The organism is Alphaproteobacteria bacterium (assembly GCA_016870095.1).
Taxonomy (GTDB): domain Bacteria; phylum Pseudomonadota; class Alphaproteobacteria; order Paracaedibacterales; family VGCI01; genus VGCI01.
Genome location: VGCI01000002.1, coordinates 52278 through 73536, shown reverse-complemented (window position 1 = coordinate 73536; position 21259 = coordinate 52278). Strand labels below are relative to the sequence as shown.

Sequence of the window (21259 nt, the reverse complement as noted above, 5' to 3'; positions counted from 1 at the left end):
AGTATAATTAACGAATGAAATTGAGGTTGATAATGAAAAAAGTTAGCAAATTAAATCGTACTTCTCTAGCTTTAGCTTTAACGGTAAGTTTTATTAGTATGACAGTTGCCCCTCTTGGGGCGGGATCGTCGGCTCCATCAGTGGGGACTGCCAGCAATATTGCAAAATCTAGTAGTGATAAACCGCAGAAATTTGATATTAGTCAGGGATTTTCCTCTGTAGCAGAGAAAGCAATAACAGCCGTTGTGAATGTTTCCACAACCCAAATTGTTGATGGTGGTGGACGCCAAGGTAAAGATGGTTTACCTCAATTTGCTCCTGGCTCTCCTTTTGAAGAATTATTCCAAGAATTTTTTGATCAAATGCAGCGCCCTCGCAAAGTTCAGTCTTTGGGATCAGGCTTTATCATTCAATCAGAAGATACGTCAGCCATAATCGTAACAAACTATCACGTTATTGCCGATGCAAAAAAAGTGACAGTATTCTTGAATGACAATACGGAACTAGAGGCGACCACAATGGCCTTCGACGAGCGCACAGATATTGCGTTGCTTAAAGTTAAAACGGATACATTGCCAGTCGGTAAGAGAAAACTTCCGGTCATGGATTGGGGTGACTCACATGCAGTAAAAGTCGGCGATTGGATTTTAGCTATTGGTAACCCCTTTGGTTTAGGAAGTACTGTTACCAGTGGAATTATTTCCAATAGATCTCGAGATATTATGTTGGGTCGTGGGGGTAAGAGTCGAGTTAACGATTATGTTGATGATTTTATGCAGCATGATGCGGCCATCAACATGGGGAACTCGGGAGGACCTCTTTTAGATTTACAAGGAAAAGTTATCGGAATAAACACAGCTATTTTCTCGCCAAGTGGTGGAAATATTGGAATTGGTTTTGCTATCCCATCCGCCGTTGCGCAAGACACTGTCAACCAACTTCTTAAATTTGGTCGAACAAAAAGAGGTTGGTTAGGTGTTCGTATTCAAGTTGTCACCGATGATATTGCAGAAAGTTTAGGTCTTGGAAAAGCAAAAGGCGCCATTATTGGAAGCGTAACGCCTGATGGTCCTGCTGCAAAAGCTAAGATTGAGCCTGAGGATATTATTTTAGAATTTGATGGTAAGGAAGTGAATGAAAAGGCACGCTTGTCCCGCCTGGTTGGGGAAACAACTGTTGGAAAGTCTGTTAAAGTGAAAATCTGGCGTAAAGGCAAAGAGATGTCTTTTGACGTGGTTTTGGGGGAGTTTGAAACTGCGCCGGATCGTGTCATTACGACTTCAACAGACAAAGCAAAGTCAGCCATTTCTAGAGAAGGCATAAAAGTCCTAGGCCTCACGGTTTCAGAACTAACACCAGAACTTCGCAAAACTTACAACCTTGCCAAAGATTTAAAAGGTATTATGGTGATGCAAGTTGAGCCCAATACACCGGGTGATGATATTAAATTAAATCCAGCAGATACAGGAAAAGGTACGTTAGTTCCGACAAAGCCGGGTGATATCATTCAAAAAGTCAACCAACAAGAATTGACAAAACCAGAAGAGTTCGCCAAAGCAGTGGACGAGGCTAAAAAATTAAAACGTGAAAATATCTTATTGTTGGTTATGCGGGAAGGCGAACCGCGCTTTGTTCCCATGAAACTAGAAAGCGAAGATTTAACCAGTTCTTCGAAAGATAAAAGCAAAAGTAAAGACAAAGAAAAGAACAAGGACAAAGATAAGGAAAATGATAAAGATAAGTCCGAAAATAAGTCCTCGAGTTAAAGAATACGGATTTTTACAAAGTTAGATTGAATTCGGCATAGCAACTTCGATATATATAAAACGAAGTTTGCTATGCTTGGGAAAAACCGATGATTCGCATTTTTGTTTTTTTATTAATTATTTTTCAAGCATTCCCATGTTTTGCTTCGACATCCCTTGTGCTTCCGGAAGTCTCTCAAATTGAGGCTTCCCCAAAATCAAAAGAAATTAAGAAAATTGCAAAATTAATTGAAGATCCTATAGAGCGTGCAAAGCTTTTAAAAACCCTTAAAGTACTTGCTTCGGCCCAAGAAGCTGAGGAGAAAAAGCGATCCGGGTCTCTAGTGGCCTATATTGCCCCGTTTATCCAAATGAGTTTGGATCGTGTCGCAACTTTTTTTAAAAGTCTTAAGAAAATACCCACAATTGTGAATGAAGTTATTGACTTTTTAAAGGTAGAAAATAATAAGGATGATTTTTGGAAAGCCCTTCAACGATTACCCATTTTAATCCTTATGGGCGCTTTCTTTGAAGGTATTCTAACGTTAATTTTCCAAAGGCGTCTTGAGGAGAGAAGGACAAGAAAACAAACTGATGTAGGCGAACGTCATACAACTTATGCGTACATGACGCTTTTTTATCCTTTTCTTTATTCTCTTCTCTTTCTCCCCTTATTTGTTCCAAACCCGTCTGTGGGAAATTGGCTTTTGGGGTTTTGGCTCACTATATTTGCCATTAGGACCTTACTATTAGAAAGGAAATTAACCCAATCTCAGGATACGGTTTTGAGATCTATGGAACCGGGTTCAAAAGGGAGAACTTTCTTAAGAGTGCTAGGGGGAGTTGCTCTTTGGGCAATTCTTATGTCTGGAATCAATATCGTTTTTGATACAAAAAACTATGGGGAAGAGTTTGTTACAAATCTGATTATCTTTATCTCGTTTCCCCTTCTGGTTTTGTATTTTCGAGAATGGCGAGCCCAAGAAATGCAGCGACAATTATCTGAAGGTAAATCTTTGATAACAGCGCCTCATTTCATAGCACCTTTCGTTAACATATTTATACGCTATCTTCCCTGGGTACTTTTTGTAATCAGTATTCCTTTAGCTATTGATAAAATCTTCTTTGCTGGTAATTTATGGGAAGCTTATGGATCGGAGTGTATTGAGACATTCATAGTCCTATTTGCATTTTTGGTGGGTCGACGTTATCTTGATTCTTTACATAAATTTCAACTCCCCAAATTTAAAGCCGCAAAAATTCAGACATTTATATCCTATATTACTCCTATACAACTTCCCCTCTTAAAAGGGGTTCAATGGCTATGGCACCTTACCTTCTTTGTTATTTTAATTTTTATATGGGACAGATGTTTTTCAAGTTTATTTATGACTACCTTTTCTCACCCTTTTGTAAAGACAATTTCAACAATAGTATTGATTTTGAGCATACTTTATTTATTATGGTTTGCCTTGGATTTATTTGTTCAATTCCACATCAAACCGCAGATGATTAAGGGAAAACGGAGAGAGCCAACAGCTTTTGCAAAAACTTTTGGGCCCATGCTTCACAGTGTGGCTCGTTGGTTAATGATTTTAATTGCTTTTTTTGTTACCTTAGAATCCTTTGGTTTTGACCTAAAGCTTCTCGTCTATTTAATGAGTGCTTTTGCTTTTGCTATCAGCTTGGGTTCCCAAAGTTTAGTGAAAGATATAATTAATGGTTTCTTCGCACTCGTAGATGGAAGTTTTTCCGTGGGGGATGTTGTCACAGTAGGGGCACATACAGGGGCTGTGGAATCTTTATCCTTAAGAGCTATCACATTACGTCATCGAGATGGATCTTTACAAAAAATTCCATTTTCTGAGGTGGGAAATATCATCAATCGTTCGCGAGATTATACTGTTGTTCCAATTGATATTGCCACTTCGCATAAAACAAAAATTAGTACTGTCTATGAGGCAATTTCTCTAGCAATAGAAGAAATGTCAAAAGACCCAACCTTTGGCAAGATGATATTGGAACCTTTGTCTATTTCAGGCGTTGATCGGTTTGCTGAAAACGCCGTGCATGTGAGTGCTAGTATTAAAATTACTCCTGATCCCAATAACACCTTCGTTCGTGACCTCAACAGACGGCTTAAGATACATATGGATGCTTTGGGCATTGCGCCTCCTATTTCGTTCCAAGAAGAATGGGTCAAGGATAAAGACCCCTTAATTTCGGAACCTTCCGAATAAATATTTCCCAGTCGCGATCGATTGAAAGTAATTTAGGATGTTCGCCTTAAGCTTTGCTCAATTAGGCTTTGAAGGAGTTCCTTAATAGGATGAGAGGCTAAACCTGCAAGGGCTTCTATGGCTTTTTGACCATAAGTCTTTGCTAGGGCATAAGATTTTGTTAAGCCGTTGTGTTTTTGCAAAATTTGAAGAGCAAGAGAAAAGTCATCGGGCGTTTGAATGTGATCAACGAGCGTTCGTTTGAAAAAGGATTTTTCCTCACTCGAACATTCTAGATAGGTTAACACAATTGGCAGTGTAATTTTTCCTTCACGAAAATCCGTTCCAATCTCCTTGCCGAGTAAAACTTCATTCGCACTATAATCGAGGATGTCATCAACAATTTGAAAAGCCATCCCTAAATTCTGTCCATAGACCCGAAGAGCGGTAGCGTTAGTTTGATGGGTTGCCATAAGAGCACCAACCTCACATGCCGCAGCAAAAAGCATGGCCGTTTTGGCCTCGATAACTTTTAAGGAGTCCTCAAGTTTAATATCCAGTTGATGACACAAGGATAGCTGCAAGACCTCACCTTCTGAGATGCAAGCCGAGGCTTCAGCTAATATGCGTAAAACATGCGAATTGTTGGATTGGATCATCAGTTGAAAAGATCGGGCAAACAAAAAATCTCCCACCAAAACGCTGGCTTGATTTCCCCAAAGCTCATTGGCAGTAGGAATGCCCCGCCGAAGTTTGGATTTATCAATAACATCATCATGAAGAAGTGTGGCGGTGTGAATAAATTCAACCGCCGCTGCAAGTCCTATGGCTTCGTTGCCTTTACTATTAAAAAGTCGATAACTGGCAATTGTTAGAAGAGGCCTGAGTCTTTTTCCCCCTGCATAGATGAGATGACGACCCAATGTTGGAATGAGGCTTACAGAGCTTTTTAGATTTTGCTCAATGACTCGATCAATCTCTTTTAAATCTTCTTGCAAAAGATCTTTGAGATCTGTCAACGGGTCGAATTCTCTTTTCTTGGATACGGGTAAGGACATTGGCTCTAAAAAATCCATCTGTTAGATATTCTTTCCTTCAATCTAGCGTGTAAAAGAGGTAGGATATAGAAAAAAATGTTATGAAGCGAGTTTATTGATAGCGATCTGGCTTTGTTGTTTCCTTTCGGAGATTCAATGACTTTTAATCAAGCCACCTCGGAGTGTTGATTTTGTGAACAATAAATTTACGGGCCAAAGTGTTAGGTTTTAATGAACTGAGTCAAATCGATAAAGCGGGAAAGGGTAAAAATTATTATGGGGCAGGATGCCATAACGCAAGATTATTTGTTGGGGGGGCGTGTTCAGATTCGTCAGCCCGCAGAAGGTTACCGCGTTGCCATTGATCCTATTTTTTTAGCTGCCTCACTTCAGCCCGAATCGGGTACAACTATTTTGGATATCGGCGCAGGTGTGGGAGCGGCTGCTCTATGTTTGGCTGCACGCATACCAGACTGTCGAATAACAGGATTAGAAACACAAAGAGACATCGTTCGTTTGGCATTTGATAATATAGCATTAAATAATATGCGGGATCGGGTCGAGATTATTGCGGGTGACCTTTTACGTCCTCCTCCTCGCCTTGCTGCAGGGACTTTTGCCCATGTTATGGCGAATCCTCCTTATTTAGAGGCCTCTCATCACACACCTTCGATAAAAGAGCAAAAGGCTCACTCTCATGGTGAAGGGGAAGCAACCTTAGAGCATTGGGTACGGTTTGCTTTGTTAATGGTCAGGCCCAAAGGCACAGTGACGTTTATTCATAGAGCAGATCGTCTTGACCAAATAATCAGTACGTTTGCCGGAAAAATGGGGGATATTGTTATTTATCCTCTGTGGCCGGGAAAAGATAAGCCTGCAAAACGTGTGCTGATTCGGGGGTGTAAAAACTCAAATGGTCCTTTACGGTTGGCGTCTGGAATGATGCTGCATGGGAGTGATGGTCGTTTTACGCCTCAAGCAGAGATGATTTTAAGAGATGGCGCTGCCCTTATATTATAAAGATAGGATGGATGTTTCGTAAATTTTCACAGTGGTTTGATACCCCACCTGGCAAAAACTTTGTGAGCAAAGACGTTTGTGAACATCCTGGTTGCCAAGATGAAGGGGTATATCGTGCGCCAAAGTCTCGCTATCACTTAGAATCAGGTGTAGATGATTGGCATTGGTTCTGTTTAATTCACATCCGCGACTATAATGCGAAGTGGAATTATTACACCAATATGTCAGAGGCTGAAATTGAAAAAGAACGTCGGGCTGACGTGACCTGGCAGCGTCCTTCCTGGCCTTTGGGATCGGCTTCAGGCTCTGAAAAAGGAAACGCACAATCAACACAATTTGGAGAATCGGTCCAAGATCCTTTTGGTCTTTTTAATGATCCCCTTTCCTCCTCAACGCCTTTGACAGAGCGTTTTCCTCCTCAATCTGCGCAGGCAAAAGCATTGGTAACTCTTGAATTGAGTTACCCTTTTTCGCAAAATGCATTACGACAACAATATAAGGCCCTGGTTAAAAAACATCATCCAGATACGCATGGAGGAACTCCTGAGGCTGTTGAGGCCTTAAAATGTATTAATGAGGCTTATGAAATTCTCAAGCGGTTAGTTTGAAATCTATTGTTTGGCATAAATATTTACGCATCTTACCTATTTCGGTATACTTAACTCCATGACAAATGTGCCTCTCCTTCTTGTTTCTGACTTTACCTATGCACGAGGAGGGCGAATTCTTTTCCAAGACATTTCTTTTTCGCTTTTTTCTGGCGACGTTATTGTTTTGATGGGGCCAAATGGGTCAGGCAAAACGACTTTATTAAGGTGTCTGGCCAGCATCCCTGAAGTCAGTGCGAATATAATGAAGAGTCAAAGCTTTTCTCAAAGTTATGTGGGGCATCTAAATGGCTTGAAAATGGGTATGACTGTTCAACAAAACCTTCTTCTTCAATCGCAGGCAACACCCAAACGGGTGAGGCAAATTTTAGAAGCAAAAGGGCTAGATGCGCTCAAAAATCGTTTTATCAGTACTCTTTCTGCAGGCCAGCGTCGTCAAATTGCTTTGACAAGATTGGCTTTAGCAGATGCACAAGTGTGGTTAATCGATGAGCCAACGACGCACTTAGATAAGGCTGCAGCAAAACAATTCTGGCATATGTTAGCGGCTCACATTCAAGGGGGGGGCGCGGGGGTGCTCACCAGTCATACGGTTGTTCCCTTTTCGCAGGCTAAAGTGATTACCCTTCATGAATAAGTTGATTCAACAAATGCGGCAAGATCTATTCTCTAGTGCTCAATACGTAATACACGTCTTAATTGTCTTTCTTAGTCTTGTGGTGGCTTTTGGTATTTTGTCTTCAAGTCGTCCTGCTTTATGGCAAGCCTTTTTGCCTACGCTCTTGTTGGGGCTTAGTTATGGTGTAATGAGTTTAAGCCTGGATCAATTATTTCGGGAAGACTGGGAAGATGGAACTTTAGAATGGCGAATAAGTGAGGGGATGTCTCTGGAGATTTATGTATTTGCAAAAATTATGACGCATTGGCTGCGCTTGAGCTTGCCCCTGACAGGCATAGTTGGCATAATTTCAGGTTTTTCCTCATTCCCCCTTTTAATCGGTGTTGCAACATCAACCCTTGTCTTAACATTTTTGGGGGCAATAGGAAGTGCGTTATGTTTGACGGTAAAAGCACATACCTCATTTTTACTGCCTCTTCTCACATTGCCGATTGGAATTCCCATGATTATTGTGAGCATGGGGGCAATCAGCGATCCAACAGCGACTACCCTTTCTTATATAGCCCTTCAGGGAGGGCTTTCCCTGATGGCTATAGCCCTTTCCATGATAGCTGCACCTTTTGCATTGAAGTTAGCTTTACGGTGATTTTTTAAAGAATTTGTGCGGGATCTTTGCAGTTATATTTGGAAAAACAATTCGCACAACAAATGTTGTTGTCAAAAATTTTATTAAATATAATCATTTTTTGAAAAAAGCTATAATAAGAATATATCATTTCGCATGTATATTTCCGCCCTTTTCAAGGTCAATTTTTTAAAAATACTAATACAATCATAATGTTAAATAAATATTTTGCTGAAAAAATATTCTTAAATTTTTAAAAAAATACATAATTTGATATTTCAAAAAAAATGAAAAAATAATTTCTAATTTTTTTAATGGAGCTATTGATTTTTAAAAAAATTAGTATTATATACATATTGTAAATTAGATAATTAAAATTTCTATTTTTACAAAAATGAACTGCTTTATAAGTAAATTTTGCAGTTTTACCCTATTTATTAAAGAGATATAATTATGAAAAATGTAATTAAGTTTTTGGCACTTTCTTTGGTTGTAACCACATGTGTAGTGACACCTGTATTAGCTAAACCAATCACAGTTTGTCATTCAGAAAGTGATAGTGAAATAGTAACGAGTGTTGGTTCTTTTAAGAATTTAACTTCCTTACAATATTCTAAAGAAATCCCAACGGATATTGGTACTTTTACAAACCTCCCGGATGTCGTCACAAAAGAAGAACCAAAATCATATTTAAATGTTCTTGGAGGTTACGCTTATAATGGCGCAAAGTTTGTTGGCCAAACTACATTAAACGTAGGCTTGAGCACAGCAGAAGGCATGGCGCGATATGGGCTTGCTTATTATGCAGCTTATGCAAGTGTTAAAACTCTTGAAGAAGTAACAGCATTAGGAGCTTATTGTGGCGCTTACGGCATCGTATCTTTTTCAGCTGGACCTATTGCTGCTACGGCAGCAGCGAATGCGACTTATAATATTGCAAAAATGGCTTTAGCGACAGCAAGATATGTTGTGCCGGGTTATGAAGGCGCTCTTGCTGCAACCTATTTGGTTCCTGTAAAGGCCGTAACAGATACAGCAATTAATTGGACGCCAACAGTATTAAAAGCTGGTATAAACGTTGCGAAAGCTGGATTTTCCACAAGTAAGGCAATAAGCAATACGATCTGGAATTACTTTAACGCTTAATTATCCCTAAAAAATCTACACGAAGCCCTTAAATAACGAGGCTTCGTGTAGATATTCTCCACACTTCATTTCATTAAAAAAATAATACTTATTTCTTTTCGTTTTTTTACGAACGATATGTGTACTCCTCTATCAATTAAATAGATTGTGGCAGATTCGATCATGCATTTGCTTGACCTTTGCTTTCCAGAAAGCTTTGGGGTAAAACAGGAACTATGACATCATATTTTTCACATCCCAAATTGCTTTTAAAGTTGGTAGAGACTCTACTCCCATGGAGTCTTGCAACATTTGCATTATTTGGATGTGCAGGTCTTCTTTTAGGACTCGTATTTTCACAAGCCGACTACCAACAAGGGGAAACGGTGCGCATCATGTATGTTCATGTTCCTGCTTCTTGGGGGGCTTTGAGTGTGTATACCGCTATGGCAATTTTGAGTGGGTGGGGGTTTGTCACGCGTGCACCTCTTTTGCATATTATGACAAAGTCGATAGCCCCAATTGGGATGGCATTTACTTTTGTGAGTTTGGGGACGGGAGCAATTTGGGGGAAGCCGACTTGGGGGACATGGTGGGCTTGGGATGCTCGATTGACATCTATGCTTCTTCTCTTTTTTTTATATGGTGGTTATTGGACACTTGTGACTGCGTTTGAGGAGGAGGAAAAAGGCCTTACGGCAGGAGCTGTAATTGCTTTAGTGGGGTGGGTCAATATTCCTATCATCAAGTGGTCTGTGGAGTGGTGGCATACCCTTCACCAACCGGCCAGTGTGTTACGACTTGCCAAACCCGCTATTCATTGGACCCTGTTAACGCCGCTCTTATGTATGGCAATTGCTTTTGCAGCCGGGGGGTTTGCATTGAGTGCTCTTCGTTTGCGCACAGAGCTGAATCGGCGTAAAATTCAGGCGCTTCAAATTCGAGAATGGTCTTCTCGTCACCAAGAGGTAGAGTGATGGATTTGTCTTCTCCTCATATTTTTTTCGTTGGAGCAGCTTACGTTTTGGGAATTTTTGTATTCACACTTTTGACCTTCTGGGTGGTAAAAGAGGATCGCAAAGCTTACCAAGAATTGCGGCAATGGACTTCTGATGACACTTAAAAAGCGACGTCTTTGGTATTTGGGTCTTTTGACATTATTTTTAAGTGGCTCTGCCCTTATTGTTTTGACCACGCTGAACGACCATCTCCTCTACTTTATGATGCCGACGGATGCTTTGGCAAAAAAACCAATTAAGCCCTTTCGATTAGGGGGCATGGTCAAAGAAGGAAGTCTTGAAAAAAGCGATAACTTAGAGATTAAATTTGAAATGACAGATGGAATTATGACAATTCCCGTTCGTTATCGAGGGCTTGTTCCCGATCTTTTTCGAGAAGGTCAAGGTGTTGTGGCGGAAGGTACCCTATCTAAAGATGGTATTTTTCAAGCAACATATCTTCTTGCCAAGCATGACGAAAATTATATGCCGCGGGATGTCGCCGAGGCTTTAAAAGAGAATGGACGATGGAAACCTCGGGGGGAGAAAGGTCCATGATCATTGCCTACACCGGCGAAGCGTTTTTAGGAATCGCTCTTCTTATTGCAGGATTACAAGCTTTTGGACCCGGTCGTTATCATTGGGCCAGTCGCTTAGCATGGGGGCAATTGATGTTTGTTGCCTTTGCATTTGGCTTACTTCTCTATGCCCATGTGACGGATCAGTTTTCCTTGTTGTCTGTCTTTCAGCATTCCCATACTCACAAACCACTTCTTTATAAAATATCGGGCGTATGGGGAAATCATGAAGGATCCATGCTTTTATGGGTATTGATTCTCACGGCTTATGGTGCAGTTCTTTTAAGTCAACTTAACAATAGAAATGAGTCATATTCTCTAATAGCTCCCCTCATGGGATTTATGAATTTCGGTTTTTTGCTCTTTATACTGATGACTTGTGATCCTTTTGCTGTGGCAGACCCCATACCCCTTCAGGGGCAAGATTTAAATCCTCTGCTTCAAGATCCGAGTCTGGCCGTTCATCCCCCCATTCTTTACCTGGGGTATGCGGGCTTTTCGATACCATTTGTTTTAACAATCATGACCTTAATAAACGGAAAAATTCCAGATGATTGGTCAACACTTATACGTCCTTGGATCTTATCTTCTTGGACTTTCCTTACGCTTGGAGCGGCTTTGGGCAGCTTTTGGGCTTACTATGAATTAGGATGGGGTGGTTGGTGGTTTTGGGACCCTGTGGAAAATGCGGCATTAATGCCGTGGCTAACGGGAACAGCTTTAGTTCACACGATTGTCGTGCACAAAACAACGAAAGCCTTACGAGCCTGGACACTTTTCTTAAGTATTCTGACGTTTGCTTTATGCTTATTTGGTACCTTTCTTGTTCGTTCTGGTCTTTTGACGTCTGTCCATAATTTTGCTGTTGACCCGGAACGAGGGGCATTTATTTTGATTTTATCGTCCCTGCTGGTTTTTCCGGCTTTAGGCCTTTTTATGTGGCGTCTTCCCATGATGCGATCCCCAGTCCCCACACTTCCCTTGTCAAGATCTGGCCTCATTTTATTGATGAGCTTGATTTTAATCACAGGTGTTCTAACGGTGGCTTTGGGAACACTTTATCCGTTAATTTTGGAAGCATTTGGCGAGAAGATTACAGTAGGAGCTCCCTATTATACGGCAACATTTGTTCCCATGATGTTGCCCCTATTAGTACTGACAGGTTTAGGTCCTTGGTATATTTGGGCATCTAACGGATTGCCAACGTCCTCTCTCAAATGGGTACTTCCTCTCTTCTGCGTTACAATTCTTATAAGTTGTTTTGGCTTAAGTATAAGCCACGCTCTGGGGTTGGCGGCATTTGCAGGTGCTGTTTGGGTAACCGTATCGACGCTTGGATATGCTGTGAAGAAACGCAAAATTTTTTCGGGGACAATTTTAAGCCATCTTGGAATTGGCATTGCCGTTTTGGGTATGGCTGGGTCAAGTTTGGGGGAGAAGGAAATGATTCAGGCGCTTAAAATTGGAGATAAGATCAGGGTTGGGCCTATTTCTTTAACTTTACAGCAAGTGACTTCTCGGGAAGGGGCGAATTATACAGCTCATCGGGCAACTCTTGATCTTGAAAATGGGCTTCCTTTAACGCCTGAGAAACGATTTTATTGGGCACAAAAAGTTATTCATGGTGAATCTGCCATTCGCTCTGTGGGATTTGGTTGGCTCAACCATATTTATGTCACCATTGGCGAAGAGTACGAAGGACAGAAATGGAGCATTCACGCTTATTATAAGCCGTTCATCAATCTTTTATGGATCGGAATGCTCCTGGTTGTTATAGGGGGGGGCGTGGCTTGCCTTAAGCGGTTTCGAGGTCTGTCAAAATTAAGTCCCTTATTATTGCTTCTTGCCTTTCCGACGTGGGGTATTGATGCTCATGAGCAATTGTCAGACTCTTCAATGGAAGAGCGTGCACGGATTTTGAGTCAGAAAATGGTTTGCCCGACATGTCAGGGACAACTTTTAGATGAGTCGCCTATTGAGTCTGCGGCTCAATTGCGAATCCAAATTCGAAAAGCCGTGCGGGCAGGGGAAACAGACGAACAAATTGTAAATGAGTTTGTTAAAAAGTATGGATCTCAAATCATTACAACTCCTCCGGTATCTTCAAGTACTTACATTTTGTGGTTTGGACCTTGGCTTTTTCTCCTCGCGGTAGTCGGAATTTTTATTGGGTTTAAAGTATTGGCACGACCTGGAAAAAATGGTTAAATCAAAAAAAATTGTGAGGAATAATCATGGAAAAAGGCCTTTATTATCTTGCAGGTCCTCATAAGGGAACGTTAGAGGAAGAGACGAATCGCTTTAATGTATCCCGAAACATTACAATCGCATTTATTAAGCAAGGTATCCCCGTTTTTTCGCCAATTGTTTACAGCAAACAATTTGTTGAAGACTTAAATATTTCCTCTCTTGAAGATCGTCGAAAAATCGTTATGGATTACCTTCTTAGTTTTTTAAAAGCCTCGAAGGGGATGATTTTGGTTGCGATGGAGGGTTGGAAAACTTCTTGGGGGGTGAATTTGGAGCTCAAATTTTGCCAAGAACACCACATTCCTGTTTATCTTATGAGTCCAGATCAAGGCTTGGAAAATTTATCTTCGGTTTTCTTGAGACCATTACAGGAAGCAGAAATAGATCAGCTTTTAGCAGAATACGAGGTTTGCAAATGACAGTCATAGGAACAGATGGAAAAGTGCGGTGTTTTGGTGGGCAAGCGGGGAAGGAGTTTTATGGGGACTATCATGACCGTGAATGGGGCGTGGCCGTTCATGATGACCAACAGTTATTTGAGTTGTTAATTTTAGAAGGGGCACAAGCAGGTTTGAGCTGGGAAACGGTTCTGAAAAAACGTGAGGGGTATCGCAAAGCTTTTCATCAATTTGACCTTCAAAAAGTTGCTAAAATGACAGATGCCCAGTTGGAAGAACTGCTACACAATCCTGACATTATTCGCAATCGACTAAAAATTTACGGAACGCGGAAAAATGCAAGATGTTTTCTGGAAATCCAAAATGAATTTGGCTCCTTCGATAAATATCTTTGGTCTTTTGTGAAGGGGAAAACTATTAAAAATCATGGGAAAAAAATGCATGATATCCCGACAGCGACACCTATTAGTGATGCATTATCAAAAGACTTAAAAAAGCGGGGAATGACGTTTGTGGGCAGTACAATTATATACGCTTTTATGCAGGCCGTCGGTATGGTTAACGATCACTTGACAACATGTTGGCAATATAAAGCCGAATAAAACAAGGTTTTTTGAGGTCATTGACCTGGATAAGAATTTCTCTCATTCTTAACCTTTAAGTTTATAATCTAATAGGTGACATTCATGCTTCAGATTCGACAAAGTCAAGATCGTGGTGCCAAAAAAATTTCTTGGTTAGACAGCAAACATACCTTTAGCTTTGGATCTTATATGGATCCCACCTTTATGCATTTTGGCTCTTTGCGGGTTATTAATGAAGACATCGTGAACCCCGCACAAGGCTTTTCTGCCCATTCTCATAAGGATATGGAAATTATTACTTACATTTTAGAAGGGTCGTTAGAACATAAAGATTCTTTGGGAACAGGTTCTATTATCGTACCAGGGGAAGTGCAATTAATGCGCGCCGGTTCTGGCATAACTCATAGTGAATTTAATCCTTCAGCACATGACTTTGTGCATCTTTTGCAAATTTGGATTATTCCTGACCAATTAGGTTTGACACCATCCTATCAACAAAGAAATTTTCAAAGTGTGCGAAAGGCCGGGAAATTAACATTATTGGTTTCTCCTCAAGGAGATCAAAATAGTCTTCAAATTCAGCAAGATGCGAAACTTTATGTTTTGGATTTGGATTCGGAACAATCCTATTCTCACTCTCTTGAAAGTAACCGGATGGTTTGGATTCAGATGGCTCGGGGATCTATCTCCCTAAATGGTAAAAATCTTTTCCAAGGTGATGGTGCTTTTGGAGATGAGGCAACTCTTGAGTTTCAAGCCCATGAAAAAGCAGAAATATTAATCTTTGACCTCTCGCCACATTCTTAACCGATTCCTACATTTCTTTGTCTCTACGCGGAGCGAAGCGATAGCCCATAATTTTCTTCCTCCCTCACACTTTCACGAAGGGTAAGCGTCGATATCCAAGAGCTTCGGCAATATGAGAGCGCTTTACGGTGGCGGATCCGTCAAGGTCGGCCAGGGTTCGGGCAACCCGCAAAACTCTATGATAACCGCGCCCTGAAAGTTTCATTTTTTCCATGGCTTGGTTCAGAAGTTTTTGCCCGTCTTCATCGGGAGTGGCAACCTGATAGAGGATATCACCATCTGCGATCGCATTAAGTAGGATGCTCATTTTTGGCGCTAACGTTTGATAACGCTCCCGTTGAATGGCTCGTGCTCGGGAAACCCGGGCGGCCACATGGGCACTTCTTTCTCGCGGGGGGTTGCCTACAAGTTCTGTGGCTTTGACCTCGGGAACATCAATGGTCATATCAAATCTATCCAGAAGAGGGCCGGAGATTTTATTTTGATAATCTTGAGCACAACGGGGCACCCGAGCGCATTCTCGCGAGGAATCTCCATAATATCCACATCGACAGGGGTTCATGGCTGCAACAACTTGAACACGAGCCGGATAAGTTATATGGGCATTTGCACGGGCAACAACAGCTCGTCCTGTCTCCAGGGGTTGGCGCAAAGCCTCAAGAGTGGATCGATTAAATTCGGGCAATTCGTCTAAAAATAAGACACCCAGATGAGCCAATGATATTTCACCGGGTTTGCAGTTAATACCACCACCGACCATAGCGGGTAAGGATGCAGAATGGTGAGGGTCACGAAAGGGGCGAATGCGGATGAGCCCTTCTTCCGGTAATGTGCCGCTAAGACTATGAATCATTGTCACGTCCAAAGCTTCAGCAGGTTCGAGAAGTGGTAAAATTCCCGGCAATCGTGCGGCTAACATGGACTTCCCGGCACCGGGTGGGCCCATCATGAGCAAATTATGTCCCCCTGCAGCTGTGACCTCTAACGCTCGTTTTGCCATTTCTTGACCGCGAATGTCATATAAATCCAGAGATGCTTTTAAAGATAAATCCGGTATTTTCAGTTGAGGAGGCGACAGGACTTGGGTTCCTTTAAAGTGGTTCACCAAGGCCAATAAGGTGGGGGCAGCGAGAATTTCAAGATCACCCGCCCATGCGGCTTCACTTCCACAACTTGCGGGGCAAATCAGGCCCCGTCCGGATGCTACAGTATTGATAGCTGCTGGTAAAATGCCAGATACGGGTGCGAGTGAACCATCCAACCCAAGCTCGCCTAATGCTGTATATCCGGCAATATCTTCGGGACTCAAAATGCCCATAATAACCATAAGTCCAAGAGCAACGGGTAAGTCATAATGCGACCCTTCTTTTTGAACATCTGCTGGTGCTAGGTTCACGGTAATATGTTTGGCGGGAAGAGCAATGCCCAGTGTATAAAAACTGGCGCGTATGCGTTCACGAGATTCTGTGACGGCTTTATCTCCCAAGCCGACAATGTGAAAGGCCGGAAGGCCAGTGGATGTTTGGACTTGTACGTCAATTTCCAGGACATCAACGCCTTGAAAAGCAACCGAATAGACACGACCTACCATTCCGGAAACTCCTTTTTTTGTTCAGAGAATAACGAATAGGTATCGATTCGGCAAGACACAAATACATCCTATGGATGTGTGAATAAATAAATAGGAGTAACAATTGGCTAACTTTTAAAAGAGATCAGATCTTCGAGGTTCTTCTAATTTTTGACGCACGGCTTCGTGTTCAATAAATTTATCAATAATTTCATATTGCGTTTCGGCAGCTTCTTTCAATTCTTGAAAAATTTCAGAATTTGCTTCGTCAAGAGGAATAGTTCTCTTGAGTTTTGGGTTCAATCTAAAATTGTTTTCTGGTTTCAACAGAGTGACCATGGCTTGCTCTGTTCCTTTGACTTGACTGTTAATAGCAGCATTCAAAACCGGTTGCGCGGCACGCAACAGTCCCGCATTTGTTGCAAGTTTATTCTCAACATCTGCCCAACCGGTGCCAACAGACCAGAGAACAACGTTATCGAGGTTAAATCCATTAGGATTTCTTCTTTTTTCTTCTAAAATTCCAAGCATTGCTGGGTTGTTATATACAAGTCCGCCGTCACCAAGATAAGGTTGTCCATCAACGTTTCCATTGATATCGGGGCGAAATAGATTCCAGTAGGTGGGAGCTGCTGAAGTTGTACGGGCAACTTGCCAAGTTTTATAAAAGGGTGTTTTGTCGCTTGAAAAGATAAAAGGCGTATCATTATTGGGATCAAATGCAGTCGTTGAGGTTGGGATCAGGCAATCTCCTAAGGTATAATCCCCATAGTTTTTGCGACATAGGTTTTCAATAGGGGCAGAGGGATACTTTGAATAGAGAAGCCCCGATGCAGCATCATAAAATTTTCCGAGGTAATTATATTGCCAACGTGGATTCAGTAATTCTTCAAATTCTGCTTCAAACATAGCTTGTGTGCTGTTTCCATCCAGGATGGGTTTTTTGCCATCAGCAGATGTTGTATAACCAAGAACCATCATGCCTCCAATGGAAGTTCCGACAGCGCTATCCCCTATTTCACTAATATATCTATTCGTTAGTTTTTCTAACCTTTGGGTTAGGTTAGCTCCAATAGCTCCGCGAACACCTCCCCCATCATAAGAAATGACAATCCGTGAGGGTGGTTTCGAGCGCCTACTTCTGGAAGACAAATTTTCATAATTTTCATCAAGTGTGGGAGAGTAAAATGAAGTAGCTTGAGGGATCATTACAAAGTCGGAGCTAAGATCTGAGGAAAGAATAGGGGTTGATTGTGAGCGAGGAGGTGTTGTTTGTCCATATGGCAAACTATTTATAAAATAAGCTACTACCTTTCCCGGTACTGAAGCGAGAGAACTTAAAGAAGATGTGCGTGGGGGGGTTGAGACAGCTGTTTTGTCCCCTTCTAAACTGGAGCGTACTGTGGCAACTGTCGTATCGTGAACTATCTTTGCGCCATTTTGTATTGCACTTTCGAGTGTTGTCGGTGTTTTAAAATGGTGTTCATCAAATTTTAGGGTCGTTAAAACGTGACATAAATGATGGTGATGTTGCCTATCATCCTGTTCATGGGGATCTTTTGAGGGTAATAAATTTTCAGTAGCATTTATAGAAGATGAGGCATTTGCAAAAATATAGATTAGGGTAAAAAGTTTAAAGAAAATTAAATTTGTATTCATAAACTTGAATTCTCCTAGAAAATACTTATAATATTGATTCTTTATCTGGTTTATATTGTTATTATAATTTATTATTTAACTCTTATTATTACTTAAAAAGGTTAAGGATTAATTAACAATTGAAAGTTATTAAGATTTTGCTAGGGAAGCGAAATCTTTTGTCACAATTTTACTCACTTACCTGAATATAGGTTATGCTAAAACTAGGAATTAAGAGATACATCAATTAAAGGAAAAGATATGGATGCAATTTTAATACTTGCTGCGGGTCAAGGAACGCGTATGGTTTCTGATATGCCCAAAATCCTTCATTCCATTGGCGGCAAGGCAATGATTCATCATGTGATTGATGCGGCCTTAGGTGTGCGATCTGAAGAATTAGAGCCGCAAATTGTTGCCATTATTTCCCCAACTCTGGATCCGTTGATAGTGAAAGGAGGCCGTGCGATTCATACGGCTATTCAAGTAAAACCTTTAGGATCCGGTGATGCCGTTAAAGCAGGATTAGCCGTTCTGGCAGAAATGCCGAAAACTGTATTAATTTTATGTGGGGATACGCCGTTATTAGAAGCTTCCTTTTTGCAAGAGATTATAGCATCTCATAAAGCACGCCCCAATCCTTGCATTACGGTTGTTGGGATGAAGGTTGACGTACCCAATCAGTATGGTCGCATCCTGACAAATGATAAAGGTCAAATTGACCGGATTGTTGAGTATCGTGATGCTTCAAATTCGGAGCGTACCCTATCTTTATGTAACTCGGGAGTTATTGTTGTAGATGGGGAGCTTTTAACAAGACTGGTTGCTAAACTTGTTCCGCAAAATGAAGCAAATGAATATTATTTAACGGATATTGTGGCTTTGGCAAGAGATGAGGGCATTCCTTCTTGGGTTGTGACGTTTCCCTGTGAGGGCCTTCAAGGCATCAATACACGTGTTGATTTGGCATCGGTAACGGCTCTATTGCAGAATAGGTGGCGTCGTCGCTTTATGGAAAATGGGGTAACCTTAGTTGATCCTTCTAGTGTTTACTTCTGCCATGATACGAAAATTGGGCGAGATGTAACACTCCACCCTAATGTAACTTTTGGGTTGGGGGTTAGTCTTGGGAATGGCGTCACCATTTTGCCAGGATGCCATATTGAAAATTCAACATTGGCCCATAGAGTCACTGTAGGTCCTTTTGCTCATATACGTGAAGGAACGATTATAGGAGATGATGTTGTCGTTGGCAATTTTGTTGAAGTAAAGGGCACGACAATTGGCGCAAAAACAAAGGCAAAACATTTATCATATCTTGGAAATGCCATTATTGGTGAGAACGTTAACATTGGTGCCGGTACCATTACCTGTAATCACAACGGATTTGTAAAGTCGCAAACGCAGATTGGCGATGGTGCCTATATTGGATCCGATAGTTGTCTGGTTGCGCCTGTTTCCATAGGGGCTGGTGCCATTGTGGCCGCGGGAAGTGTTGTGAGTGCGGATGTACCCGATGATGCTTTGGCGATTGCTCGTCAACGACAAGAAAATAAACTGGAATGGGCATCTACCTTCAGAAATAGATATAAAAGGAGCTAAATTTATGTGTGGTATTGTGGGGATGATCAGTCAAAGCAGTGTAGGGCCAAAGCTATTAGAAGGTTTGAAGCGCCTTGAATACCGCGGCTATGACTCTGCAGGTATTGCGACCCTCACGCAAGGTCGTATTGAGCGTCGTCGCGCGCAAGGCAAACTCCAGCAACTCCAAGATTTGGTTGAGCGAAGTCCAATAGTAGGGACCTTAGGTATTGGTCATACGCGCTGGGCTACCCATGGTGCTCCAACGCAAGAGAATGCTCATCCCCATGCAACAGATCAGGTTGCTATTGTTCATAATGGTATTATTGAAAATTATGCCGACCTAAAAGCAGATTTAATCTCAAAAGGCCACGTATTTCATAGTCAGACCGATACGGAAGTTGTTGTTCATCTGTTAACCCAGTATTTGGATGAAGGCAATCCGCCCCTTATAGCTGTGCAATATGCATTAAAACAGCTTACAGGAGCTTTTGCGTTTGCCATACTATTCCGAGATTATGCGGATCTTATGATTGTTGCGCGCCGAGGAAGTCCTCTTGTTATTGGATATGGCGATGGTGAGATGACAATTGGATCAGATGCTTTGGCTCTTGCGCCTTGGACACAGCAATTATGCTATTTAGAAGAAGGGGACTATGCCGTTGTTACGAAAGACGGTGCAGAGATATATGATCATACGGATAAGCCTGTTGAACGCCCCATTCGTATTTCTGTTCTCTCGAGCGACACCGTGGGTAAAGGATCTTATCGACATTTTATGTTGAAAGAAATTTTTGAACAGCCTATTGCCATTAGCGATACGCTCAACTCCTTAATTGATCAATCTACGGGAACCATTCATACACCTAATCTTTCCTTTGATTGGGCCCAAATCCCAAGATTAACGATTATTGCATGTGGAACAGCGTATTTAGCGGGAATGACGGCTAAATATTGGTTTGAAAAGTATGCCAATTTGCCTGTTGATGTTGAAATAGCTTCTGAGTTTCGTTATCGGGATCCTTATCTGGTACCTGGAGGAGTTGCTTTGTTTATTTCCCAGTCTGGGGAAACGATTGATACTCTGTCAGCCCTACAATTGGCCCTTGAGAAAAAGCACCAAACCATTGCTATTGTTAATTCACCAGAAAGTTCCATGGCACGTCAGGCTAAAAACGTAATTTTAACGCAAGCTTGGCCGGAGATTGGAGTGGCTTCCACAAAAGCATTTACGTGTCAATTGACAGTATTAGCTTGTTTAGCCATTGCTGCGGGACGTGGACGGGGAAGTCTAACAGTAGAGCAAGAAAGCACGCTGATTCAAAGTTTATTCTCCGTTCCCGCCCATATTGTTAAAGTCCTTCAAAAGGATGATCAAGTCCACGCATTAGCAAATTACATTCGCTTAGCACATAGTTCTCTTTATTTAGGCCGGGGCACAAGCTACCCCATTGCTTTAGAAGGAGCTTTAAAGTTGAAAGAACTCTCTTATATTCATGCAGAAGGATATCCCGCAGGGGAAATGAAACATGGACCTATCGCTTTAATTGATGAGACTGTTCCTGTTATTGTGCTTGCCCCTCGAGATTCTTGGTTTGAGAAAACAGTCTCTAATATGCAAGAAGTCTTAGCGCGGGGTGCTTCTGTGATTTGCTTTACCGATGAGGCGTGTGCCAATTCTATTAAACTGTTGAGCGGTAAAATTACAACTTTTACTCTTCCCCTTATGGATGCATTTATTGCACCAATTATTTATACCATCCCTCTTCAATTATTGGCCTATCATGCCGCTCTGCTTCGGGGAACGGATGTTGATCAACCTCGAAATTTAGCCAAATCTGTGACAGTGGAATAGGG

19 protein-coding genes are annotated in these 21259 nt (G+C 41.6%); 16 read left to right on the top strand and 3 right to left on the bottom strand.

Features of this window, described 5'->3' with window-relative positions:
- Positions 1-14: 14 nt before the first annotated feature.
- Both FJX03_01855 and FJX03_01850 read left to right on the top strand, forming a co-directional pair.
- A complete protein-coding gene (locus FJX03_01855) occupies positions 15-1766 on the top strand; it encodes a Do family serine endopeptidase (GenBank protein ID MBM3632439.1) in 1752 nt (583 codons plus the stop codon).
- Between the two features lie 89 nt (positions 1767-1855).
- Positions 1856-3985, top strand: coding sequence for a mechanosensitive ion channel family protein (locus tag FJX03_01850; GenBank protein MBM3632438.1), 2130 nt, complete (start codon positions 1856-1858; stop codon positions 3983-3985).
- 32 nt (positions 3986-4017) lie between these two features.
- Here the strand turns inward: FJX03_01850 and FJX03_01845 are convergent, their stop codons facing one another.
- Entirely contained in the window at positions 4018-5040 is a 1023-nt protein-coding gene (locus FJX03_01845; protein MBM3632437.1) for a polyprenyl synthetase family protein, read from the bottom strand.
- A 237-nt stretch (positions 5041-5277) separates the two neighbouring features.
- Here FJX03_01845 and FJX03_01840 point away from each other — a divergent pair, with 237 nt between their 5' ends.
- The 12 genes from FJX03_01840 (at position 5278) to FJX03_01785 (ending at position 14613) form a co-directional block, all read left to right on the top strand.
- Positions 5278-6021, top strand: coding sequence for a methyltransferase (locus tag FJX03_01840; protein MBM3632436.1), 744 nt, complete (start codon positions 5278-5280; stop codon positions 6019-6021).
- 11 nt (positions 6022-6032) lie between these two features.
- Positions 6033-6629, top strand: a complete 597-nt coding sequence (locus FJX03_01835) for a J domain-containing protein (GenBank protein ID MBM3632435.1) — start codon at positions 6033-6035, stop codon at positions 6627-6629.
- Between the two features lie 58 nt (positions 6630-6687).
- Positions 6688-7266, top strand: coding sequence for a heme ABC exporter ATP-binding protein CcmA (gene ccmA, locus FJX03_01830; GenBank protein ID MBM3632434.1), 579 nt, complete (start codon positions 6688-6690; stop codon positions 7264-7266).
- Complete coding sequence (locus tag FJX03_01825) at positions 7259-7894, top strand: hypothetical protein (protein ID MBM3632433.1); 636 nt, start codon at positions 7259-7261, stop codon at positions 7892-7894. The genes ccmA and FJX03_01825 overlap by 8 nt, the downstream gene beginning before the upstream one ends.
- 432 nt (positions 7895-8326) lie before the next feature.
- Positions 8327-9019, top strand: coding sequence for a hypothetical protein (locus FJX03_01820; GenBank protein ID MBM3632432.1), 693 nt, complete (start codon positions 8327-8329; stop codon positions 9017-9019).
- 215 nt (positions 9020-9234) lie between these two features.
- Positions 9235-9975 (top strand): heme transporter HemC, encoded by a 741-nt coding sequence (locus FJX03_01815; GenBank protein MBM3632431.1) that lies wholly within the window; start codon positions 9235-9237, stop codon positions 9973-9975.
- Positions 9975-10121 carry a heme exporter protein CcmD gene (gene ccmD / locus FJX03_01810; GenBank protein ID MBM3632430.1) on the top strand — a complete coding sequence of 49 codons (147 nt, stop codon included), beginning with the start codon at positions 9975-9977 and terminating at the stop codon, positions 10119-10121. Before FJX03_01815 ends, ccmD begins: the two co-directional genes overlap by 1 nt.
- Positions 10111-10554, top strand: a complete 444-nt coding sequence (ccmE, locus tag FJX03_01805) for a cytochrome c maturation protein CcmE (protein MBM3632429.1) — start codon at positions 10111-10113, stop codon at positions 10552-10554. The genes ccmD and ccmE overlap by 11 nt, the downstream gene beginning before the upstream one ends.
- Positions 10524-12782: a heme lyase NrfEFG subunit NrfE gene (locus FJX03_01800; protein MBM3632428.1), complete on the top strand. Its 2259-nt coding sequence runs from the start codon at positions 10524-10526 to the stop codon at positions 12780-12782. The genes ccmE and FJX03_01800 overlap by 31 nt, the downstream gene beginning before the upstream one ends.
- A gap of 26 nt (positions 12783-12808) precedes the next feature.
- A complete protein-coding gene (locus FJX03_01795; protein ID MBM3632427.1) occupies positions 12809-13243 on the top strand; it encodes a DUF1937 family protein in 435 nt (144 codons plus the stop codon).
- Positions 13240-13824, top strand: a complete 585-nt coding sequence (locus FJX03_01790; GenBank protein MBM3632426.1) for a DNA-3-methyladenine glycosylase I — start codon at positions 13240-13242, stop codon at positions 13822-13824. Before FJX03_01795 ends, FJX03_01790 begins: the two co-directional genes overlap by 4 nt.
- Positions 13825-13908: 84 nt before the next feature.
- Positions 13909-14613: a pirin family protein gene (locus FJX03_01785; GenBank protein MBM3632425.1), complete on the top strand. Its 705-nt coding sequence runs from the start codon at positions 13909-13911 to the stop codon at positions 14611-14613.
- Positions 14614-14677: 64 nt separating this feature from the next.
- On the opposite strand, the gene FJX03_01780 is transcribed toward FJX03_01785, so the two are convergent.
- Positions 14678-16204 (bottom strand): YifB family Mg chelatase-like AAA ATPase, encoded by a 1527-nt coding sequence (locus tag FJX03_01780; GenBank protein MBM3632424.1) that lies wholly within the window; start codon positions 16202-16204, stop codon positions 14678-14680.
- Positions 16205-16318: 114 nt separating this feature from the next.
- Positions 16319-17842, bottom strand: a complete 1524-nt coding sequence (locus FJX03_01775) for a hypothetical protein (GenBank protein MBM3632423.1) — start codon at positions 17840-17842, stop codon at positions 16319-16321.
- Positions 17843-18082: 240 nt separating this feature from the next.
- On the opposite strand from FJX03_01775, the gene glmU reads away from it, so the two are divergent.
- Together glmU and glmS are read left to right on the top strand one after the other, a co-directional pair.
- On the top strand, positions 18083-19423 hold the full coding sequence (glmU, locus tag FJX03_01770) for a bifunctional UDP-N-acetylglucosamine diphosphorylase/glucosamine-1-phosphate N-acetyltransferase GlmU (protein ID MBM3632422.1): 1341 nt from the start codon (positions 18083-18085) through the stop codon (positions 19421-19423).
- 4 nt (positions 19424-19427) lie between these two features.
- Positions 19428-21257: a glutamine--fructose-6-phosphate transaminase (isomerizing) gene (glmS, locus tag FJX03_01765; protein ID MBM3632421.1), complete on the top strand. Its 1830-nt coding sequence runs from the start codon at positions 19428-19430 to the stop codon at positions 21255-21257.
- The last annotated feature ends 2 nt before the right edge of the window (positions 21258-21259 follow it).

Bases quoted from the DNA above. Each gene is read 5' to 3' on its own strand.
- FJX03_01855 (MBM3632439.1), top strand. From the start codon at position 15: ATGAAATTGAGGTTGATAATGAAAAAAGTTAGCAAATTAAATCGTACT.
- FJX03_01850 (MBM3632438.1), top strand. From the start codon at position 1,856: ATGATTCGCATTTTTGTTTTTTTATTAATTATTTTTCAAGCATTCCCA.
- FJX03_01845 (MBM3632437.1), bottom strand. From the start codon at position 5,040: ATGGATTTTTTAGAGCCAATGTCCTTACCCGTATCCAAGAAAAGAGAA.
- FJX03_01840 (MBM3632436.1), top strand. From the start codon at position 5,278: ATGGGGCAGGATGCCATAACGCAAGATTATTTGTTGGGGGGGCGTGTT.
- FJX03_01835 (MBM3632435.1), top strand. From the start codon at position 6,033: ATGTTTCGTAAATTTTCACAGTGGTTTGATACCCCACCTGGCAAAAAC.
- ccmA (MBM3632434.1), top strand. From the start codon at position 6,688: ATGACAAATGTGCCTCTCCTTCTTGTTTCTGACTTTACCTATGCACGA.
- FJX03_01825 (MBM3632433.1), top strand. From the start codon at position 7,259: ATGAATAAGTTGATTCAACAAATGCGGCAAGATCTATTCTCTAGTGCT.
- FJX03_01820 (MBM3632432.1), top strand. From the start codon at position 8,327: ATGAAAAATGTAATTAAGTTTTTGGCACTTTCTTTGGTTGTAACCACA.
- FJX03_01815 (MBM3632431.1), top strand. From the start codon at position 9,235: ATGACATCATATTTTTCACATCCCAAATTGCTTTTAAAGTTGGTAGAG.
- ccmD (MBM3632430.1), top strand. From the start codon at position 9,975: ATGGATTTGTCTTCTCCTCATATTTTTTTCGTTGGAGCAGCTTACGTT.
- ccmE (MBM3632429.1), top strand. From the start codon at position 10,111: ATGACACTTAAAAAGCGACGTCTTTGGTATTTGGGTCTTTTGACATTA.
- FJX03_01800 (MBM3632428.1), top strand. From the start codon at position 10,524: ATGGAAACCTCGGGGGGAGAAAGGTCCATGATCATTGCCTACACCGGC.
- FJX03_01795 (MBM3632427.1), top strand. From the start codon at position 12,809: ATGGAAAAAGGCCTTTATTATCTTGCAGGTCCTCATAAGGGAACGTTA.
- FJX03_01790 (MBM3632426.1), top strand. From the start codon at position 13,240: ATGACAGTCATAGGAACAGATGGAAAAGTGCGGTGTTTTGGTGGGCAA.
- FJX03_01785 (MBM3632425.1), top strand. From the start codon at position 13,909: ATGCTTCAGATTCGACAAAGTCAAGATCGTGGTGCCAAAAAAATTTCT.
- FJX03_01780 (MBM3632424.1), bottom strand. From the start codon at position 16,204: ATGGTAGGTCGTGTCTATTCGGTTGCTTTTCAAGGCGTTGATGTCCTG.
- FJX03_01775 (MBM3632423.1), bottom strand. From the start codon at position 17,842: ATGAATACAAATTTAATTTTCTTTAAACTTTTTACCCTAATCTATATT.
- glmU (MBM3632422.1), top strand. From the start codon at position 18,083: ATGGATGCAATTTTAATACTTGCTGCGGGTCAAGGAACGCGTATGGTT.
- glmS (MBM3632421.1), top strand. From the start codon at position 19,428: ATGTGTGGTATTGTGGGGATGATCAGTCAAAGCAGTGTAGGGCCAAAG.